At 64.7% G+C, this 14895-nt stretch carries 17 protein-coding genes; 7 read left to right on the top strand and 10 right to left on the bottom strand.

Annotated features, from left to right (window positions below):
* The 4 genes from ACTHLF_RS08645 to ACTHLF_RS08660 all read left to right on the top strand — a co-directional run.
* Positions 1–937, top strand: a 937-nt coding sequence (locus tag ACTHLF_RS08645) for a hypothetical protein (RefSeq protein WP_440326599.1), incomplete at its 5' end; no start/stop codon positions are given.
* 137 nt (positions 938–1074) lie between these two features.
* On the top strand, positions 1075–1431 hold the full coding sequence (locus ACTHLF_RS08650) for a hypothetical protein (protein WP_440326601.1): 357 nt from the start codon (positions 1075–1077) through the stop codon (positions 1429–1431).
* A complete protein-coding gene (locus ACTHLF_RS08655; protein ID WP_440326602.1) occupies positions 1428–3644 on the top strand; it encodes a zeta toxin family protein in 2217 nt (738 codons plus the stop codon). The genes ACTHLF_RS08650 and ACTHLF_RS08655 overlap by 4 nt, the downstream gene beginning before the upstream one ends.
* 13 nt (positions 3645–3657) lie before the next feature.
* Positions 3658–4227: a relaxation protein gene (locus ACTHLF_RS08660; RefSeq protein WP_440326604.1), complete on the top strand. Its 570-nt coding sequence runs from the start codon at positions 3658–3660 to the stop codon at positions 4225–4227.
* 157 nt (positions 4228–4384) lie between these two features.
* On the opposite strand, the gene ACTHLF_RS08665 is transcribed toward ACTHLF_RS08660, so the two are convergent.
* From ACTHLF_RS08665 to ACTHLF_RS08690, 6 genes are all read right to left on the bottom strand, one after another.
* A complete protein-coding gene (locus ACTHLF_RS08665) occupies positions 4385–5239 on the bottom strand; it encodes a DUF6159 family protein (RefSeq protein WP_440326605.1) in 855 nt (284 codons plus the stop codon).
* A 183-nt stretch (positions 5240–5422) separates the two neighbouring features.
* Positions 5423–5968, bottom strand: coding sequence for a carboxymuconolactone decarboxylase family protein (locus tag ACTHLF_RS08670; protein ID WP_440326607.1), 546 nt, complete (start codon positions 5966–5968; stop codon positions 5423–5425).
* A gap of 34 nt (positions 5969–6002) precedes the next feature.
* On the bottom strand, positions 6003–6620 hold the full coding sequence (locus tag ACTHLF_RS08675) for a nitroreductase family protein (RefSeq protein WP_440326608.1): 618 nt from the start codon (positions 6618–6620) through the stop codon (positions 6003–6005).
* Between the two features lie 116 nt (positions 6621–6736).
* Positions 6737–7654 carry an NADP-dependent oxidoreductase gene (locus ACTHLF_RS08680; protein ID WP_440326609.1) on the bottom strand — a complete coding sequence of 306 codons (918 nt, stop codon included), beginning with the start codon at positions 7652–7654 and terminating at the stop codon, positions 6737–6739.
* Between the two features lie 5 nt (positions 7655–7659).
* Positions 7660–8778, bottom strand: a complete 1119-nt coding sequence (locus tag ACTHLF_RS08685; RefSeq protein ID WP_440326610.1) for an AraC family transcriptional regulator — start codon at positions 8776–8778, stop codon at positions 7660–7662.
* 47 nt (positions 8779–8825) lie between these two features.
* Positions 8826–9449: an OsmC family protein gene (locus ACTHLF_RS08690; protein ID WP_440326612.1), complete on the bottom strand. Its 624-nt coding sequence runs from the start codon at positions 9447–9449 to the stop codon at positions 8826–8828.
* A 179-nt stretch (positions 9450–9628) separates the two neighbouring features.
* Here ACTHLF_RS08690 and ACTHLF_RS08695 point away from each other — a divergent pair, with 179 nt between their 5' ends.
* On the top strand, positions 9629–10543 hold the full coding sequence (locus ACTHLF_RS08695) for a helix-turn-helix transcriptional regulator (RefSeq protein WP_440326614.1): 915 nt from the start codon (positions 9629–9631) through the stop codon (positions 10541–10543).
* Positions 10544–10621: 78 nt separating this feature from the next.
* On the opposite strand, the gene folK is transcribed toward ACTHLF_RS08695, so the two are convergent.
* From folK to tsaD, 4 genes are all read right to left on the bottom strand, one after another.
* A complete protein-coding gene (gene folK / locus ACTHLF_RS08700) occupies positions 10622–11110 on the bottom strand; it encodes a 2-amino-4-hydroxy-6-hydroxymethyldihydropteridine diphosphokinase (protein WP_440326616.1) in 489 nt (162 codons plus the stop codon).
* Positions 11111–12352, bottom strand: coding sequence for a mechanosensitive ion channel family protein (locus tag ACTHLF_RS08705; protein WP_440326618.1), 1242 nt, complete (start codon positions 12350–12352; stop codon positions 11111–11113).
* 27 nt (positions 12353–12379) lie between these two features.
* On the bottom strand, positions 12380–12739 hold the full coding sequence (folB, locus tag ACTHLF_RS08710) for a dihydroneopterin aldolase (RefSeq protein ID WP_440326620.1): 360 nt from the start codon (positions 12737–12739) through the stop codon (positions 12380–12382).
* A 224-nt stretch (positions 12740–12963) separates the two neighbouring features.
* Positions 12964–14007, bottom strand: coding sequence for a tRNA (adenosine(37)-N6)-threonylcarbamoyltransferase complex transferase subunit TsaD (gene tsaD / locus ACTHLF_RS08715; protein ID WP_440326622.1), 1044 nt, complete (start codon positions 14005–14007; stop codon positions 12964–12966).
* Between the two features lie 65 nt (positions 14008–14072).
* Between tsaD and rpsU the strand changes: the two genes are divergently transcribed.
* Both rpsU and ACTHLF_RS08725 read left to right on the top strand, forming a co-directional pair.
* Positions 14073–14288, top strand: coding sequence for a 30S ribosomal protein S21 (gene rpsU, locus ACTHLF_RS08720; RefSeq protein ID WP_029213735.1), 216 nt, complete (start codon positions 14073–14075; stop codon positions 14286–14288).
* A 137-nt stretch (positions 14289–14425) separates the two neighbouring features.
* Positions 14426–14869 (top strand): GatB/YqeY domain-containing protein, encoded by a 444-nt coding sequence (locus ACTHLF_RS08725; protein ID WP_440326624.1) that lies wholly within the window; start codon positions 14426–14428, stop codon positions 14867–14869.
* Positions 14870–14895: the final 26 nt, after the last annotated feature.

Consider the following 14895-nt stretch of genomic DNA (forward strand, 5'->3'; position numbering starts at 1 on the left):
CACGGCTGTGGACAGGGTCAGAGGGATTGAGGTCATTCAGCCATGCCTGGAACAGGGCGCTACTCCTGGCGAAGTTGAGATGCACTACAGCGTCTACTTCGACAATCGTGTCGAGGCGATCTGCTGCCTCGCAACGGTGGATGAAAAGGATGACGGATCCCAATCCTGGACAATTAGCCTTTCCTCGACCGGACTCATCGACTCACTAAAGCGCATCCAGCGAGCGCTCGGCGATAGCTCCGGCGGGATCGATTTCCTGCTTAACATCGCGGACGCAATGACGCTGGTCTATGCGTCTGGCTATGACATCTACGAAACCACGTTGTTCACGGTGGTTGCCAACGCCGACCATCTCGCCGAACACAATATGACTCCGCCAGTCGGGTCGGTGGATGAGTCGGGCAATGTGATCTTGAGCCGGAGGCTCGTGAATGTCTCATTCGAGGCGGAACCGGTATCCCCAACACTTCAACCAGAGCCAGACCCAAAGCACCCTCCCCTAGCCCAAAAAGTTGGGGAGCCCGAGTCGGTCTTCGCCTCCGGCCGCGCCAGTGACGGAGCGTCCAACCTACAGCGCGCGTTTGACTTCATTGCTTCGTATGACGGAAACGCCGGGACCCTGTTCCATACGCCCTTTGGTCGAGCCATCAACAATGCGAGGAGTAGCGATGAATTCACGATCGTTGCCGGGAAGTTTCAGACATTCCTTCGGGAAGAGGGCATCAGGCCCTTCCTTGGAAAATATCGAAACGCTGCCGTCGATTTCCTGATGAACGCCGGCTACCAGGACTTCACGAAGCGAGCCGTCGAGATGGGCTCGTGCATCGCATTCGTTGACGGCTATCTTCCGCACAGCCGCTTCGCGCAGGCCGACCTACCGATCCTACGATCGGCTCCGGGGCTCAGGGTTTTCAGTCCGTCACTAACAGACGTTTGACCGCGAGGCGATGTTGCGGTGGTCGAATCACTCGCGGTCAAGAGTAGCCTGATAGGACGCGCAACCTACAGACCCACTGCGACGAGCTGGACGGGACCGGTCATGGCGATCGGTGACCGCTTAGACAAGGAACTTCATTGAACTCTTTTACCGCGGATGCCCCACCACTTCCTTCCACGATTCAAGACCTTCTGGCTCCGTATCCCGAGCTTCTCGCAGAGTTGCGGGATTCGCTCTGCCGCGCCATCAAGGAACCGATGTCCGAGCCGCGTTTCGAACGCGCTATCTCATCGCTCAAGGATACGTTAGGGGACATGATGGAGATTGCAGGGAAAGCACTGGACGAGGCCGAAAATCGCGCGGACGCCGGCGCTTCCGCCACGCTCAAAGTAAAGCGTGACCTCATCGGAAAGTCGAGAAGCAGCACGATTGGGATGCGCGACCTGAGGGAGCTCGAGGCCTACTGTGACGCACTCGACAGGAGGGCAACGTGACTGATCCTTCTGGCAAACTTTCGGACGCAAGGCACGCAGCGATCTATCGAGATCGGATTGTTCCGGACAGCGGCTTCAATGAGGCCACCACACAGTCCAATCCTCGAGCGATCATTCTCGCCGGCCAGCCCGGTGCCGGCAAAGGCCGGATCCAGGCGATTTCCATGCGGGATCTTTCCGACGATGCCGTAAGCGTCGACCCCGACGAACTGCGCGCCTACCATCCCGACGTGCGCTCATTCCGGTCCAATCATCCGTACACATGGTCTACCGACACGCACGCTGACGCTAGCAGCTGGGCCAGCGAGCTTCGAGAGCAAGTGATAGATGCTCGCAAAAATCTCATCATTGACACCACGCTTGCACATGACGCATGGGCAATTCGAACCATCAGCCAGCTGAGAAACGCAGGTTACGACGTCGAGGTCAGGGCCGTCGCTACGCATAGGCTCGAGAGTGAGCACGGAGTCGATAACCGGTTCTCGGCATCGATCGATGAACGCGGATACGGTCGCTATGTTCCGAGCGAGGTCCGTCGATCGGTCTACGAACGTCTCGCCGGGAATCTTGATACGGTCCATGCAGCGACAAATGCGCCAATCCGCATCTATGAGCGCGAAGGCAATCTGGCATGGGATAGCGTCAGGGATCCGGGTACTCCCGGCGAAGCGCTTGAGCGTATTCGGGGGGACCGCGTTGCCACACTTTCACAGACACGCGGTCTGCTCACGGATTGGTCACGCCAGTCAGCCTGGCATGCCTCGCTGACCGACCGATCGGCTACTGACCTCAAGCTCTCCCCCGACGCAAAGTTGAATCTCCTTGCTGAACGGGCGCAACTTTCGGTAGTTGAATCCGTGGGGGCCTACCAAGCCGAAGCCGAAGGGTTGCACGGCGACGTTGTACTTAGACACAGAGGGTACGCAGCACGCGGTCTGGGTACTCTCGGTGGTGCAGCGATGGCGTACGATGCGATCGCTACCGCCAATGATGTGAGTGCCCTGCAGTCAGCCGGGAACGTGATGGGCGCACAATCCGCAGTCCTTCACTTTGGCGGACGCGTGGTTGGCGTTGTCGAAGGAGCCGAGTTAGGAGCCGCGACCGGCGCAGCCCTCGGCGTGGAATCCGGACCCGGTCTCTTCGTCACCGGCACGATCGGGGGCATAGCCGGCGCCATCGGTGGCGAAAAGATCGCTACTGCCGCCGACAACTATCGCACGTACAACCAGACCGACCACACCGGCCAAAGCTGGCACATGGACCCCACCCGCCCCGACCAGGGCTGGACGCGCTCCGAAACCCGCATCGATCCGAACGGCCTTTCGGTCCCAGGCTTCGGCTTCAGCGCCCCCGCATACAAAACACGAACGATCACGGCCCCGCCTGAGATCGCCAACGAACTCAACTACAAAGCCTCCGGTGTCCAGGTGCAGCTGGCGCTCGCCCACCCGCCCGCGCCGCGCGATCCCTATTCCATCAAGGCAGCGCCCACGGATACACCCAGCCTGCGTGAGGCCAACTGGCAGCGCGATGCGGGGACGCATGCGTGGAGCCGCTCGGTTACTACGGGTTACATGGAACACGGCCTTCCCGTCACGCGGACCGAGCTTGCGAGCCCGGATCGCACCCGGGAGCTCGAGCGCGCTTCGTCCCAGGTAGCCGAGGAGAACCGGGCGAACCGGCCGGAGGCGATTGCCGGGAAGTACCGGGATGCCTACCTCCGCTACGGCTGGAGTCATTTCGGTGATCCCGAGGAAGCGGCAATGAAGGCCCTCCACGCGCCGAAGGACGTACTGCAGGCTTCGGACGGCAATGAGTACAAGCGCGGACCCGACGGCGCCTGGAAGCACGAAGGCTGGTTTGGCCACGAAAGCAGGGCCACGGGCAACCTCCGGGATGAACTCAACGAGGCTGCCCGCTCTAACGGTATCCATGCGCCTTCGACAAAGCAGGACGCGCCTTCAAGCCCCGCGCACGACCGCATCAACGAGATGCTCGAAGCCGCCCGCAACGGCGACTGGAACCGGTTCCGCCAGGAGACGCAGGCCTTTGCCGACATGCCGCCGGGCCAACAGCTTCAACAGAACGCAGTGCAACAGGCCAACCAGATCGAACAGCACGCTGAGCAGCAACGCGCCGCCCAGCTCCAGCAGCAACAAAACGAACAGCAACAGACCCAGCAGCAGGCACACGGCCCGCGCATGGTCCGCTGACAAAGGAACCCCAATGGAAGAAAAGGAAGTCCTGACGCTGGTCAGCAGCACGGCGCTCCTCATGGAGCAGTTCGAGCGGCGCTGCTCCATGATCGAACGGCGGCTCGACCAGACCTGGCAGGCGCTGGAAGGTCTCACCAGCCATGTGCCCACGGCGGTCCAGCGCTCGGCGGACGGCGTATTGCGCGAGATTCCGGTCCAGATCATGGATCGTGTCCGGGCCGGCATCGATCGCCCGGTCAGCGAATATGAGCTGCGCCTGCAGAACGCCTCTGGCTCTGCGATGGAAGCTACGCGCGTCGTCGCCGATCAGATGACGCGCCTGGAGAAGCTGCACCGCCACCTGGTCTGGAAAGTCATGGGTGTCGTCGGCGGCGCCATCGTGCTGCTGCTAGTGGCGGCGATCTGGTTGTCTTCGCATTACATGGACGTGATTCGGCAGAACCAGCTATCCGCGGACCTGCTTAAGGCTTACAACAGGGCGGACGTCACGCTATGTGGCGACCAGCTTTGCGCGAATGTGAATACGAAGGGAGCGAGGGCGGGTGCCCAGGGGCAGTATCTGCCGGTGAATCCGCGGTGAGGTGAGCTGGCCGCGCCTGTGGCGCGGATCGCGCGCGAGCGCGCTCCCACACGAGGGCGCCGGCGCCCGGCAGTTGTGGGAGCGTGCTTGCACGCGACCCAGGCCGCGACAGCCCCACAACGAAAAAGGCCCGGCATCTCTGCCGGGCCTTCTTGTTTTACTTCTTCTGGCGGAATGCCGTTTCCAGCAACGCGCGATCGAAGCCCTGCCCCGGATCGCCGTGTTCGGCGTAGCGGTAGAGCGCCGCGGCGTAGACACCGTGCATGGCGTTCTGGAACAGGCCGAGCGCCACAACGGCGATGACCGCGACCACACCCACGGCGACCATCAGTGCGATCGAGCCCGTCGAAGCCGCACCGACGAACAACGCGATACTAACCACCATCACGCAGAACGTGAGGAGGCCACCCGCGAGGCCGATGCCGGCGTTGCCGATGATGTTCTCGCCCCAGGTGCGCTTCACCAGCGAAGCGCTGTCCTTCAACGCTTCCACCGGGCCCACGTTCTGCGCGGCAAGCACCGGCACGACGAGGAAGGTGGCGACGGTCCAGCCCACGCCGAGCAGGCCGGCGACGAGACGGCCGACGATACCGGCGCGCTCCTGGATGGCACGCAGGATCATGCCGACCGTGGCGGAGATAAGCGCGTAGCCGACGATCGACGGCAGCTTGCTCCACGCGGCGCGCAGGCCATCGTTGAGCGTCGGGTTGCCGCCATCGAGGCGAATGAACGCCGCGGCGGCCAGTGCGGTGTTGAAGAAGATCACCACGCCGTACTGGACGAAGTAGAACAGGAACGAGACGGCGAGGAATACCGGCGAGACGTGCCGGCCGCCATCCTCAAGGCCCGTGCGGTGCCCGTGCCAAAGCGAGATCACCGGCCATGCGAACGAGGCGATGACCACGAGCGAGGCCAGGCCCGCAAAGAGCGGGAACAGCATCAGCTCCTTGTCCTGGCGGAGGATGTTGGCGCTGGATTTCATCAGCGCCCAACTGCGTGCGAACTTGCCCATTTCCGTTGGAACCCCTGGTGCGTTGCGGTGGCGGTGTTTTAGCACCCCGGCCGGGGCGAGCGCCACCGCGGGGCGATCCGTCTGGGCTGACGGACAGCCCCACCTGTCCGGCGGAAAGCGCGTGGCACCTGCCCTACAGGCACCGGCCCCAGGCTACGCCCCGCGTCCCGCCGGCACCGGCGATCAGATGGCGCCGGCCGGCGTCACGGCCGGGAAGTCCTTGTCGTGGTCGAACACATTGTTAAAGAAGTTCGTCAGCGAATACATCGCCACGAGCGCGACGATCTCCATCACGTTCGCATCGGTATAACCGGCCTCGCGGACCTTCTCGAGATCGGCCTCGCTCACGTGCCCCCTCGCCTCGATGACCTTGCGCGCGAACGCCACGGCGGCGTCACGCTTCGCATCGGTCGCCCGTCCCTTGCGGGCGAGGATGATTTCATCGCCGGGCAGCTTCGCCATGTGTTCCGCGGTGAAGCTGTGGACCGACAGGCAGTAGTTGCAGCCATTCACTTCTGAAACGGCCAGGCCGATGCTGTCGCGGGTCTTCACGTCCAGCGCCTTGCTCAGCGAGCCGAGCAGGACAGCCCATGCGTTGAAGGCGAGCGGGCTCTGCGCGAAGGCGGCCAGCATGTTCGGGGTAAACCCGATGTTTTTGGTGAAGGCATCGAGCGTGGGCTTCGAGTCGGCCGGGACCTGTTCGGCCATGAGTGCGGTGGTTCTTGGCATGACGTTTATTCCACTGAGGGCTAAGAAAGGGAGATCAGGCGAAGTCGAGGACTTCGGCGAGCGGGCGGCGCGGCTTCTGCGCCCAGTTGCCGGCACGTTCCGGCCCGACGGAAAGCAGCATCACCGGCACCTCGTCCTTGCCGAGGCCGAACTCGCGGTGCACGGCGACGTCATCGAAACCGATCATCGGCGTCGAACCCCAGCCGAGCGAGCGCGCGGCGTAGATCATCGCGGCGGCACCGAACGTCCCGGTACGCACCGCTTCGTCGCGCTGCCGCTGCGGGAATTCCTTGTACAGGCCACGCGCGGGAAGCTCCCACTCGGGCACCATCGTTGCCGGCATCACGCCAGCCGCGACGAGCGGCGCAAGGCGATCGGGGATCACGCTGGAATCAGCCAGCTGGCCGACGACGATGAAGGTGACAGCCGCATCGGTCACTGCAGGCTGGTTCCACGCGATGGGGCTCAGTTTCGCCTTGGCTTCCGGCGAGCGCACGGCGATGAAGCGCCAGTTCTGCAGGTGGAACGAGGTGGGTGCGGTCGTGCCGACATGCACGAGTTCGCTGATCTGCGCATCGCTCAGGACTGCGTCCTTGTCGTAATACTTCGCGGCAGTGCGGCTAAGAATGGTGTTGATGACTTCGTTGCTCATGATGAACTCCGGTGACTTTGGGATGGAATGACGCGCAGGAGGGCCCGTGCCTCTCCCGAAAGGAAAGGGGTGTGTTGGAGCCTTGGGAAACGGAGGGGGCGCTTCGCCCCGGCAGGTCAGGAACGGGGGCGGAAGATGGACTTGCCCTTGCGGCGGTCTTTCGCGTTCATCGATGCGATCGCGTCATCCAGGGAGGAGACCTTGCCGATATGCGTTTTCAGCCGGCCATCGCTAACGCGATGTGCAATCTCCGCCAGCTGATCGCGGTCGGCTTCGACGACGAAATCGATGACGCGGATGGTGTCGGACAATCCTTCGTAGGGCCCCACGACCGAGACGACGACACCACCCGGCCGAACGAGGCGCGCGGATAGCGGGCCGATATCGCCACCGATCACGTCGAACACGAGATCGATCTCGCCGACATCCTCCAGCGCATCGTGCTCGAGATCGACGAAGTCGTTGGCGCCAAAACCCAGCGCCAGCTCGCGATCGGCCGCACGCCCCGTGCCGATCACATGCGCTCCGGCTTCGCGTGCCAGCTGCACGACAAGTGCACCAACCGCGCCGCCCGCGCCATGCGCGAGGACCCGCTGTCCCGGCCGCAGCTGCCCGTGCACGAACAGGCCCTGCCAGGCGGTGAGTCCGGAAATCGGCAGGCTTGCGGCCGACACGAAGTCCACATCGTCGGGCAACGCGGCGAGGTTCCGCGCTTCGATCGCGGTGTACTCCGCGAGCGATCCGTCGCGATACCAGTCGGCGAGCCCGAACACCCGCTGGCCGATCGAGAAGCCCGTGGTGCCATAGCCGATGCCCGTGACCACGCCCGCCAGCTCATGGCCGACGATGGACGGCGTACGATCGCGACCCAGCCGGTCGGCCCACGTCGACGGCCATTCAAGTTCCGTGTTCACGAAGCCCGCCGCGTGCACTTCGACGACGACGTCGTTGATCGACGCCTTTGGCTGGGGCCGCTCGGCTAGTTTCAGCCCGGCCATCCCCGCCGCCTGGTCAGTCGCCACGATCGCTTTCATGAAGATCACCTCGGGTCGGATACCGCGTTCTGAGCGTAGTTTCCGTCCACTGCCGGTGCAGAGGGTCCGCGCGTGGAGTCCACCGTTCCACGCCGGTACTCCGACGGATCCATGCCGAACACCTTGCGGAACGCGCGGGCGAAACTGCTGCGGCTTTCGTACCCGGTGTTGCGCACTACCTGCTCGATGGAGACCTGGCCAGTCTGGAGTTGCTCGGCCGCCTGGCGCATCCGCAGGTCGCGCAGGACGTTCATGGGTGGCTGGCCGACGATCTCGGTGAACCGCGCCATGAAGGCGGAGCGGCCGAGGTATGCGCTCTGTGCGAGGGAACTGACGGTATGCGGTGCGCCCGGGTTGCTCGCCATTTCCGCGAAGGCCCGCGCGATCTGCGGGTCGCGCAGCAACGCGAAGCGCTCCACCCAGGTGTGGTTGGAGTGCAGCGAACGGCGAAGGATGTTGACGATCACCAGCTTGAGCAGCGCCGAGCTCATGGCGCCGGAACCGACCTCCTGCGCGACGAGTTCGGCTATGGCGCTCTTCAGCGTCGTATCCAGCCGGTCGGCCTCGGAGAACTGCTCGACGATCGGCGTAGTGAGCGTGCCGAACAGGTCCACGGCCGAGCCGTAGCAGGCATCGAAGAAGCCGCAGATCAGGATGACTTCGGGATCGCCCTCGCCGGCAACGATGTAGTTCACGGCGTCTTTCGACACCGCGACGAGCATGCCATCCACCGTGCGCATGCTGTTAAGGCCACGGTGGAAGCCTTCCGCCTCGATGCGGAAGGGTGCGTTCGGCGGCACGATGACCAGGGTATGCGGCGCCAGCTCGATAGGGGCGCAGCCTTTGATCGAAAGGCGCCCGCTGCCACGGATGTTGTAGTGGATGCCGGGTGCGTTCACGCCACCCATGTCCAGGCAATAGCCCTCGCTGACGAGGCATTCGGTGAGCGCGACGAAATTGACCTCGAGGCTCCCCAGGAGCCGGTTGAGGTCATGCGGCGAAATACGTACGGCGGGTCCTTTCAGCACTGCGTCACCCGGGAGGAAGGTAATCGATGGAGTGCAGGCAGCCGAGGTCATCTGTACGCGCCGAACACCGCGCAGGTGGATCGTCGGCAGTGGCACGTTGATATTCGGCCAGTCAGCGCTGCCTGTCCACGAATTCTAGGGTCTCACCAGGGCGGTGGACTAACGGATTCGCGGGGCGGACTTGGCGCACGCGCCGCGCCGCCAGGCATGCCTCCCTGGCCACAGGCTTCCCGCATCGCCCGCATGTGCGCGGTCCGCCCTATCGCCACCTGGGCTATCCCGGCCTCCCCTACCAGCCGTGTCTCCACCTGCGAGCCGCGCGCGAGGGTCAGGTGGATCGGGCAACGCATGGACACCTCGATGAGGGCCGCGACCTGCGAGGAGGTGAGCCGGCCGGTGATCTGGATTTCTTTCAGGAACCGATCGCGTGCCGCGAGGGCGGGCCGGTCGTGGACGACGCGAACCACCAGCCGCTCCAGCGGCCACGCCCGCTCGGTGGCGTAGCGGCGCATCGTCATGAGCGCGCATGAGCCTAGCGCCGCACTGAGGAGGTCGAAGGGCGTCGGCCCGGAACCGAGCCCGCCAACGCCCATGGGTTCGTCGACGATCAGGGTGGAGCTCGCGGCGCGCGCTACTACCTGGTAAGGCCCGTACTTTCCTTCGCTAAGCATGACCGATTCGGCCCAGCCATCGTCGGAGTCGATGACCGAGGCGGGCGAGGCGTGCGCGGCGGGACCGCTGTTCAGGCTGTCAGAGAGGATGTCCATGGCTGCCACGTTATGCGCGCCATGGTCTTCCCGCGTCCCGCAGTCGCGTCCAATCATCCGGCGTTTGGAACAAGACACGACGATGACGTTGTGTCTTTGCGTCCACTGCGTCGCACGGCGGCGAGCGACAGATGAATTGGACGATGTAGCGGACGATCGGTCGTGGAAGCGCTTGCACAGTGGGGATCAAACCCTTTAGGCGCGCCATGGCAAGAATGAAACAACGGTGCCGCATCGAGCAGGCGTTCGGGGCACGGAACTTAGCGACTTTCTTTACCCTGACCCATGCCGGACAGCCGCTTACGGTGGCGGAACTCGCCCTGCCTCTGGCATCCGGCGAGTCGGCATCGCCACGCGCGAGCGACGATGCGTACCTCGTGATGACCAACCTCGGCGCACCCTGCACGATGAAGGTTTCGCACGGCTCGCGCAGGGTGCTGGACGACCGCCTGCCCACCGGGCACACCCTGGTGATGGACCTGGCGGAAGCGATGCACGTGTCATGGCAGGGCCCCTTGCACGCCGTCGTCGCCTACCTTCCGCGGCCGGCCGTCTTCGCCGGGCAGAAAGGTCTCGCTGACTTTTCACTCGTCGACAGCGCACCTTTCGATGATGCGTTGCTGGGCGCCATCATGGCCTGCCTCAGGCACACGACCGCGCCGCTACACCCGAAAGAGTCGGCCATGTTCGCGCGCCACCTGCTGGAGGCCGCGTGTTCCTGCCTGGCGCACCAGCATGCCGTGCCGATGAGCGAACCACGGCTGTTGAGCGTCGCGCTGTCCGAGGCGCAGCGGGCGTTTGCCACCGAGTACATGCTCGCCCGCCTCGGCACGCCGATTTCCATGCACGAGGTGGCCGCGGCGTGCGGGCTGTCTTACCGCATGTTCACACGCGGCTTCAGGCTTTCCTTCGGCACATCGCCGCACGCCTGGCTCATGGCCGCGCGCGTCGATCTCGCCAAGCGGCTGATGCGCGACGCGAACCTGCGCCTGACCGATATCGCACACATGTCCGGGTTCTGTGACCAAAGCCACTTCAACCGGGTGTTCGCGCGGTTTGCCTCGTGCACGCCGGGCGAGTGGCGGCGGAAGTAGACGCCGGAGCCCGCAGACCGGAGCGCGCCGGCGAGCGGGATGCGTGAGGCCGTACTGAAGTAATCGGGCGAGCGAGCTTCAGAGCCGCATGGGTGCGACGGACAACGGCTCCTTCCCTGCGGGAAAGGCAGCCCACAGCGCAGCCATCGTCTGCCCGTTCACCGGGTGACGCACGTCCGGCGCAATGTCGGCCATCGGCTTCAACACGAAGGCGTGGCGAAGCTCGCCGCGCGGAAGCTGCAGGTGCCCCGCACCGCTGAGGACGAGATCGTCATACAGCACGATATCCACGTCGAGCGTGCGGCTGGCGTAACGGTCGCCGCCGCGGATGCGTCCGTGGCGGTCTTCCAGGGCGTGCAGCCAGTCGTTCAACGCCTCGGGGCCGAGGTCGCTCTCAAGGCCGACCGCCAGGTTGAAGAAGTCCGGCCCCTCGAAACCGACAGCCGCGCTGCGGTACACGGGCGATACGTCCAGCGCGCCGAAACGTGCGCGCAGTTCCGACACCGCCGCGGCGAGCCAGCGCTCCGCGTCGATATTCGACCCAAGGCTCAGGTACGCGCGCCCCATTCAGTCCTCCAGCGCGGGGATATCGCGCAGCGCGCCGATCGCCTCGCGCACGTCGCCGCCCGAGGGCTGCTGGAACGGACGCAGGCCGAACTCCGGCAGGATAGCGATGAGGTGATCGAAGATGTCGGCTTGGATCCGCTCGTAGTCCAGCCACACCACGGTGTTGGTGAAGCAGTAGACCTCGAGCGGGATGCCCTGCGGCCCCGGATCGCGCATGCGGACCATCCGGGTCATCCTGTCGTGCACATCCGGGTGCGCCTTGATGTACGCCTCGGCGTAGGCACGATAGGCGCCGATGTTGGTCTGGCGGCGACGGTTGGCCGGCAGCTTGCCGGGCTCGCCGAGGGCATCGTTCCAGCGCTGGATGTCTTCGCGCTTCTGCTTCAGGTAAGCGGCAAGCAGGTGGATCTTCGCGAAGCGCTCCAGCTCGCCCTCCTCGAGGAAACGCACGCAGGCCGCATCGACGAACAGCTCACGCTTGATCCGGCGCCCGCCGGAATCGGACATACCGCGCCAGTTCTGGAACGAATCGGAGATCAGCCGCCACGTCGGCACGGTGACGATCGTGCGATCGAAGTTGCGCACTTTCACCGTGTGCAGGGTGATGTCGATGACGTCGCCATCGACGCCGGCAGACGACATGGTGATCCAGTCGCCGACGCGCAGCATGTCGTTGGTGCTGAGCTGGATGCCAGCCACGAAGCCGAGGATGGTGTCCTTGAACACCAGCAGCAGCACTGCGGACATCGCGCCGATGCCCGAGAGCAACAAGGCGACGTTCTGGTGCGTGAGCCGCGTGATGACGACCACGACCGCGACGATCCACAGCGCCAGTTGGAACAGCTGCACCACGCCCTTGATGGAACGCTTGCCCGCGGGCGTGGCGCTATACAGCGATTCGAACGCTACCAGCGCCCGGCCAAGCGCCGCCATCACGCAGACGATCATCCAGCACACGGCGACGTCGCGAATGAAACCGGCCCAGCCATCGTCGCTGGTGACATCCAGGAACAGGGCGATGCCGTAGTACACGACGATCGCCGGGAGCATGCGCGCAAGCCAGCGGAACGCGCCGAACTCGTACAGGGCATCGTCCCAGCGCCATGCCGTGTGGCGGGTCGCGACACGTACGACGCGGTGCAGGAATACGCGGCCAAGCAGCCCGACCAGCCAGGCCACGACGAAGAGGCCGGCGATCGCGCCAAGCCGCTTCAGTTCGATGATGTTGAACATGTCGTCCATGTCGCTGTTACCACTCCAGGAGAAACATCATTCCGGCCGCATGCCGCGCTCGATGCGCACACCGACGGCGCGCGCGCCACGCACGGCGCCCGGCTTGGAAAGCTTCAGGCGAACCCAGCTCACGCCGAACTCCTCGCGGATGATCTCGGCGCAACGCTCGGCGAGGGTCTCGACCAGGCCGAAGCTCGAGGCCTCGACATAGGCCTGGAGGCGCTTCGAGATCGACTTGTAGTTCAGCGTGTCGTTGATGTCGTCGGTTGCCGCGGGACGGCGGTTATCGAACGCCATCTCCAGGTCGAACGAAAGGGTCTGCCGGATCCGGCGTTCCCAGTCGTAGATGCCGATGACCGCGTCGATGCGCAGGTCCTCGATGAAGACGATATCCATGGGGCCGTGGTGCGTGGAAAAGGCCTTACAGGTTAACCGATGCCTGCCCCACTCGTCGTAGGAGCCCACCCTGTGGGCGACGCCGTTCGCGGAGGAGCCACAGGGCCTGTGGCATTTTGGCGAAAGATGTCGCCCACAGGGTGGGCTCCTACGCGATGGGTGCTGCCGCGAGCACCCATCGCGTGCAAGCACGCTCCCACAGCACGCTCCCACAACCGAAGTACTTACGCTGCCGGCGGAAGTGTCTCCAGGCTCCACCGCGGGAACACCTCGATCGTCTCGTCCTGCTGTTGCCCGGCGGCGAGGCGGATGGCACCGGCCAGCGCGATCATCGCGCCGTTGTCGGTGCAGAACTGCAGCCGTGGGAAGTACACGCGGAAGCCATCGGCGGCCCCGGATTCGGCGAGCTGGGCACGCAGGCGCTTGTTGGCGCCCACGCCGCCGGCGATCACCAGCCGTTTCGCGCCCGTCGCTTCAAGGGCCCGGCGACACTTGATCGCCAGGGTATCGACGATCGCCTCTTCGAAGCCCCGGGCGATGTCGGCCCGGGTCTGTTCCGATTTATCGGAAGCCTGCCAGGCCAGCAGCACCTGGGTCTTCAGGCCGGAGAAGCTGAAATCGAGCCCCGGTCGGTCGACCATGGGCCGGGAGAACCGGAACTTGCCCGGCTCGCCCTGCTCGGCCAGCTTGGCCAGCGCCGGGCCGCCGGGGTACGGCAGGCCCATCAGCTTGGCGGTCTTGTCGAAGGCCTCGCCCGCGGCGTCATCCAGGGTATCGCCCAGGATCCGGTACTCGCCGATCGCCTTCACCTCCACCAGCATGGAGTGGCCGCCCGAGACCAGCAGGGCCACGAACAGCGGCTCCGGCGGGTCGTCTTCGAGCAGCGGCGCCAGCAGGTGTCCTTCCATATGGTGGACGCCGATCGCCGGGACACCGAGCGCCCAGGCCATCGCGCGGGCCGCCGAGGCACCCACCAGCAGGGCGCCGACTAGCCCCGGACCCGCCGTATAGGCCACGCCACCCAGGTCCGCCGGGGTGAGCCCGGCATCCTTCAGGGCCTGGCGCACAAGGGGCAGCAGCTTGCGGACGTGGTCGCGGCTGGCCAGTTCGGGCACCACGCCGCCGTATTCGGCGTGCAGGGCGATCTGGCTGAACAGGGCGTGGGAAAGCAGCCCGCGGCCCGGGTTTTCCGGGTCCCAGCGCAGCAGGGCCACGCCGGTTTCATCGCAGGAGGTCTCGACACCTAACACAGGCTTTGAAATTTGCATTTCGATCACGTTATAATCCACGGCTCACCCGGGTAGACGGGTCAGTTTAAACAAGTGGAGTTTCCATGCCGAGCGTTAAAGTCCGCGAGAATGAGCCGTTTGAGCTTGCCCTCCGCCGCTTCAAGCGTACGTGCGAAAAGGCTGGCGTGCTGGCCGAAACGCGCAAGCGCGAATTTTACGAAAAGCCGACCCAGGAGCGTAAGCGTAAGCGCGCTGCTGCTGTGAAGCGTCACCTGCGCCGTCTGTCCCGCGACACGACGCGCCGGACCCGCATGTACTGATTGCCACCCGGCCTGTGTAGGGCCGGTGTTGGACCCGCGGCTGGCGCGTTCGCCCGCTGCCGCCGCAATCAGGCGGAAATCCCGAGCCGGCTCCGCCGAAAGGTGGAGCCGGCTTTTCGTCGTTCTGGAGAAAAGCGATGAGCCTCAAGGCCAAGATCACCGAAGACATGAAGACCGCCATGAAGGGCGGCGAGAAGGACCGCCTGGCGGTGATCCGCCTGGTCCAGGCCCAGATCAAGCAGCGCGAGGTCGATGAGCGCATCGAGCTCGACGACGCCCAGGTCCTGGCTGTCCTCGAAAAGATGCAGAAGCAGCGCCGTGACTCGCTGGACCAGTTCGAAAAGGCCGGCCGCGAGGATCTGGCCAAGATCGAGCGCTATGAAATGAGCGTCATCGACGCCTACCTGCCGACCAAGCTGACCGACAGCGAGCTCGACGCCCTGATCGACGCCGCCGTGGCCGAATCCGGCGCCACCTCGGCCCGCGACATGGGAAAGGTCGTCGCCCTGGTCAAGGAAAAGGCCGCCGGTCGCGCCGACATGGGCGCAGTAGCCGGCAAGGTGAAAGCCAAGCTGGTCTGAGGCCTGAAGGCCTTTTGTGGGAGCGG

It is taken from the genome of Luteibacter sp., from assembly GCF_051958795.1.
In the GTDB taxonomy this organism is placed as follows: domain Bacteria; phylum Pseudomonadota; class Gammaproteobacteria; order Xanthomonadales; family Rhodanobacteraceae; genus Luteibacter.